The 5,745-nt window shown below is 58.3% G+C and carries 1 protein-coding gene and 1 pseudogene; one reads left to right on the top strand and one right to left on the bottom strand.

The features are described from left to right. Positions 1–86: 86 nt before the first annotated feature. Positions 87–520: pseudogene (locus FHD68_RS17450) on the top strand (IS5 family transposase); the annotation flags it as partial. A 61-nt stretch (positions 521–581) separates the two neighbouring features. On the opposite strand, the gene FHD68_RS17445 reads toward FHD68_RS17450, so the two are convergent. Next, positions 582–5,522: a family 16 glycosylhydrolase gene (locus FHD68_RS17445; protein WP_208863806.1), complete on the bottom strand. Its 4,941-nt coding sequence runs from the start codon at positions 5,520–5,522 to the stop codon at positions 582–584. Positions 5,523–5,745 lie beyond the last annotated feature (223 nt).

The following is a 5,745-nucleotide window of genomic DNA, read 5'->3' as shown; positions in this document are numbered from 1 at the left end:
GGGGCATTCCTGCATCCTCCAAATGGCTCAAAAGCCATACCTTAGGGAGGACCACTTTTCAGGGGGCAGACCATCAGTATGGCCGTAAAAGAGGGGTGCGTGGACGCCTGATCGGCCGCACCAAGGGCGGCATGAATACCAAGCTGCACGCCATTTTCGACAGCCGGGGACGACCGCTCGACCTGTTCATCACCGCCGGACAGGTGAGCGACTATATCGGCGCACGGGCGCTGCTCAGCGGCTTGCCAAACGTCGAATGGCTGCTTGGCGATCGTGGTTATGATGCTGACTGATTGAGAGAGCGTTGCAAGACAAAGGGATACGCGCTTGCATCCCTAGTCGGAAGCAACGCAAGACGCTGGTCCAATATGATAAGCGACGCTACAAGCGGCGAAGTCGCATCGAGATCATGTTCGGCAGGCTCAAGGATTAAATGTGCGTGGCAACTCGATACGACAGATGTCAGAAGGTCTTCCTCTCGGCCATCGCTCTCGCAGCAACCGTCATCTGTTTGTTATGAATCCTGACCCTAGTATGAAAGGGCGTCGGTTTATAACCATTTTTCCGACGCCCAAGCCACTTTAGATAAAGTCGAAGACCCCGTTTAAGAGAACTGAGTCACCGCTACCGAAATTGAGAAGCGTTCCATCACGGACCTCTGTGGCGCTGTAACTCCTTCCACCGAGGTCCAGGGTATCGCGGCTACTCTCGAATCCGTAGACGATATCGGCACCATCACCAGCCCGCAATATAAGCACGTCGCTTGCCCCGTCGCCATTGTGCCCGTCTCCAATCCAGATGCGGTCATCTCCTTGGCCACCCTGCACAGTATCACGGCCCATTGACCCGTCCAAAGTATCGTTGCCTCGGCTGCCCACCAACCTATCGTGACCCCATCGCGTGTTGAAGTTTACGCCAGCCCCGGAACTTGAGATCACAGCGCCCGACGCGTCGATGACGTCGTTGCCTGCATGCGTCCAGCCAAGTTCGAAGTTGTCGAAGCGCAGTGTCGCGGTCCCGCCGATACTGGTGCTGGCATTGCCTGAAAACGCTCCGTCAGACAGGACACGATCAACCGTGACACGGACACCCTCGATGCCAACAGTGTCATTGTTGGAGTAGATGTCGCCGCGTTTGATCCAGATGTTGATCAGGTCGTTTCCTGAGCCGCCGTCGATCGTATCATTACCGGGGTTGTGGTTTGCATCACCGTTACCCCATCGGATGTTTTCGTTACCGGCGCCGCCATAAATCAGATCATTGCCGGTACTGGAGTGGATGAAATCATTCCCGCCATCGCCGTTGATGGTATCGTTGCCCGAGCCGCCATCAATGACATCGTCAAACTGCGATCCTGAGATCCGGTCATTTCCTGCACCGGTAAAGATCGACAGACCGTGGGCGGGTACACTTCCACCGGAACTATTTACCGTCGCATTTGTCGCCACGACAACGTCGTCGCCGGTGGTACCAAAAATACGCTCAATACCCGTGAATTCCAGGCGGTCATTCCTGCTCTGAACGCTGCCACTATCTGTCGAGTGCATGTCGATGCGCAGACCGGCCGAACCGTCCAGAATCAACCTGTCGCCGCCAGGATTACCAGGTGTATAGGGATTAGCATCGTACCGCTCTGTCCCGGTGCCGCCATGGTAGGTATCGTTGCCCACCCCCGGCTGCCAGTAGAATGTATCTAGCCCTTCAAGACCCCAGACTATGTCTGATTGTGTCGTGCCCCGCATTGTATCGTCGGCATTCGAACCTCTTATTTCATTGATATCGGCTGCCGGTGGTATTGGTGTGGGAAGGGGCGCAGGCGTAACCGTGGGCGGTGTGCCGTTCAGCTCTTTCGGGACGGCGCCGTTGAAGAGGAAGTTGGCGGGTGTCAGGATCGCCTTGTCGACGCCCTGCAGGAAGATGCTGTCATTGGTCCCCAGGACGATCCGGGTGCCGCCGTTCTCGCTGATCAGCGCGGTGACGTTCGCATATCCACGGATGTCAAGGATCTCTCCGGCGCGGGCGTCGAAGTCCGTGATCGTGTCGCGACCGTCGCCTACAGAAAAACGGAAAGTATCTTTTCCGGTCCCACCGGTAAGCGTGTCGTTTCCAGTGCCCCCGACCAACGTATCGTTGCCCTCGTTTCCGAGAAGGACGTCGTTTCCGGCCATTCCGAACAAGCCGTTGTTGCCGCTGTTGCCGGAGATCAGGTTGTCGAGGCTGTTGCCCTCACCACGGGTGTTGGCCGCAGTGCGCAGGTAGAGGTCCTCAACATTGGCGCTGAGAACCCAGTCACGGGTCGAATGGACCGTGTCATGACCCTGGCCCGCCAGTTCGATCACGCGGTCACCGGCGTTATCGACCCAGTAGACGTCGTTCCCGGTGCCGCCATGCATCTCGTCCGCGCCGGCCTTTCCGTCGATGATGTCGTTGCCGCCGAAGCCGTAGATCTTGTCGTTCCCGGACGTACCGTTCAGCGTGTTCGCGCTGTCATCTCCATTTATGCCATTGGGGGTGACAATCGGGTCTGGGATCAACACCACTGGCGGGCTTACTACCTCAATCGCGCTTCCGAACTCTGCGGGACGGATGTCGGCCCCCTCGATGATCGCCACCAGCGGACGTCCGGGATCGGTCCATTTTCCGGCCCATGCCTCCTGGCCGGACGAGACCGACCATAAGTCGACGAAGCTCGCCATCGGACCGATCTGCCAGACATTGCCCTGCATGTCGGCCGGTCCAAATTTCGCAACCTGCTTTCCGTCGATATAGAAGGTAGCATCCTTCTCGGTCACGGACACTTCGTAGGTGTGCATCCCTTTCGACGCGTCGAAGCCGAGATCGATGATGCTCCGCTTCTGCGCCTCGGGGGTCAGGACCATGTGCTCGCCCTTGGCGTTCTCCATATGGATCGCGAGTTGGACTTTGGTCGTGTCTCCGCCGACGAACTCAAAGTCGAACTCGACCCACGGATCGTTCTTCCAGTCCGCCTTGTAGGTGAACATGCCGAAGACTGCGCCTGGCGCCATGACCGGGGCTTGGGCCGTCCAGCTCCAAGTGCCGGTCGTTGCAATCTCGTTGGACTGCACCTCCGCTCCGAGATAGGGTCTGGAAGAGCCGGCAGGGGCCTTGGTCAGAGAAAGACTCACATCACCGTTTGCCGCAACACTGACGTTGTTGGCCGACCATGACATGTTGTTCGTCTGACCCGCATCCCATTCCGAGATGAGCCAGCTGTCAGGCGTGCTTTTCTGGCCTAGTTTGTAGAGGCTCAGATCATATTCATCGGACGACGCCGGCGGGGTGGGCGCAGGAGCAAAAACCGGCCCGACATCGGCCAAATTTTTGGGTGACACGCCATTGAAGGTGAAGTTCACGCCCGTCAGGGCCGATTTCGCCACGCCCTGAAAGAGGATGCTGTCGCCGCCCTCGAAGACCATGCGAGTGCCACCCGTCTCAGTGACGAGATTGGTATAACCCGCGTATCCGCGGACATCGATGAGCTCTCCCAGCTTGGCGTCGAAATCGGTGATCACGTCGCGACCGTCGCCTGCAGAAAAACGGAAAGTATCTTTTCCGGTTCCACCGGTAAGCGTGTCGTTGCCGGTACCGCCGACCAACGTATCGTTGCCCTCGTTTCCAAGAAGGACGTCGTTTCCGGCCATTCCGAACAAGCCATTGTTGCCGCTGTTGCCGGAGATCAGGTTGTCGAGGCTGTTGCCCTCACCACGGGTGTTGGCCGCAGTGCGCAGGTAGAGGTCCTCAACATTGGCGCCGAGCACCCAATTACGGGTCGAATGGACCGTGTCATGACCCTGGCCCGCCAGTTCGATCACGCGGTCGCCGGCGTTATCGACCCAGTAGACGTCGTTCCCGGTGCCGCCATGCATCTCGTCAGCGCCGGCCTTGCCGTCGATGATGTCATTGCCGCCAAAGCCGTAGATCTTGTCGTTCCCGGACGTACCGTTCAGCGTGTTCGCGCTGTCATTCCCGTTGATCGCGCCGGGAACGGGCGTGGGCCCGACCTGCATGCCGTTCAGCTCTTTCGGGACGGCGCCGTTGAAGAGGAAGTTGGCGGGTGTCAGGATCGCCTTGTCGACGCCCTGCAGGAAGATGCTGTCATTGGTCCCCAGGACGATCCGGGTGCCGCCGTTCTCGCTGATCAGCGCAGTGACGTTCGCATATCCACGGATGTCGAGGATCTCTCCGGTGCGGGCGTCGAAGTCCGTGATCGTGTCGCGACCGTCGCCTGCAGAAAAACGGAAAGTATCTTTTCCGGTCCCACCGGTAAGCGTGTCGTTGCCGGTACCGCCGACCAACGTATCGTTGCCCTCGTTTCCAAAAAGGACGTCGTTTCCGGCCATTCCGAACAAGCCATTGTTGCCGCTGTTGCCGGAGATCAGGTTGTCGAGGCTGTTGCCCTCACCACGGGTGTTGGCCGCAGTGCGCAGGTAGAGGTCCTCAACATTGGCGCCGAGAACCCAGTCACGGGTCGAATGGACCGTGTCATGACCCTGGCCCGCCAGTTCGATCACGCGGTCGCCGGCGTTATCGACCCAGTAGACATCATTTCCGGTGCCGCCATGCATTTCGTCAGCGCCGGCCTTGCCGTCGATCACGTCGTTACCGCCGAAGCCGTAGATCTTGTCGTTCCCGGACGTACCGTTCAGCGTGTTCGCGCTGTCATTCCCGTTGATGACGTTCTGGGCGGGAGGCGTCGGAATGGGGGTCGGATCGGGTGTAGGTGTGACCTCTGGCTCTTCGGTCTGAGGCTCGTCGACGGGCGGGACAGGGGTGGGCGTTGGTGCGGGAGTGGCACCCTCATTCACGCCGTCACGATCATATTCCATCACAGTTTTCCAAGCCAGCTTCTGAAGGCTTGCTGCAATGATGGGATTGATGGTCGGGTAGGCGCCATAATCACCGAAGACGGTATTCGGCAGGCCTGAAGGGTCCTTACCGTAGAGTGTCGCCTGGTGGACCATCGTCACGAAGTAATAGCCGGCGTCTGTCGGATGGATATCGTCGGAAAAGAAGTGCCTGATGGAAGAAACGCCAGGGATCTTGCCGGCCTCGATAGCATCGTAAAGGTTGGCCATTGCTTGCCCGGCGGGAACGAGCAGCATCTCTTTCGATCCAGTCGGTCGTGCCGCATTTACTTTGTCGACCACGCCTTCCCAGATAGGGCTGAAACGGTCCAAGCTTGCCCGCCAAGCCTTCAGGTCACCGTTGAAGAAGTCGAACCCGTTCCAGGTCTCATAGAGATAGGACTGGATGCCGGGGTTGGTGGCATGGGCAAGAGTAAGGAATTTGAGGGCGTAACCCGGGGTGTCGTTCCACTGGACATTCGTTTCCAGAGGAACGGCTTCCGTGAGGATGAGTGCGTCATATTTGCCGGTGGCGAGGGCCTGGTGGGAATCCACACCTTGCGCATGGACACGATCGTGGTCATTCCAACTCACACGCAACGGTGCGCCGGTAATGACCTGGAAGTCGGTCTTTCCTTCATTTCCCATGCTGTTCATCATGTGGGGAATTTGCCGCCCGACGAGGCTATGACCGACGGTAAGAATATTCGATTCTGACGAAAGCGCCATTTGTCCCTCTTATGATCTACTATTTGTCAGCGTCGCGCATTTTGAATGAGATTCCGTTAACGACGGATCACTTCGATGGCGCTGATCAGCTTTCGCGGAACGCGCGATTGAAGTAGTCGGCCAGCGGCTTCATCAGGTAGGCCATCGGGCT

Origin of the sequence: Paracoccus marcusii (assembly GCF_006151785.1) — a bacterium.
In the GTDB taxonomy this organism is placed as follows: Bacteria; Pseudomonadota; Alphaproteobacteria; order Rhodobacterales; family Rhodobacteraceae; genus Paracoccus; species Paracoccus marcusii.
The sequence above is the reverse complement of the archived record's forward strand: the minus strand, read 5'-3'. Positions and strand labels throughout refer to the sequence as shown.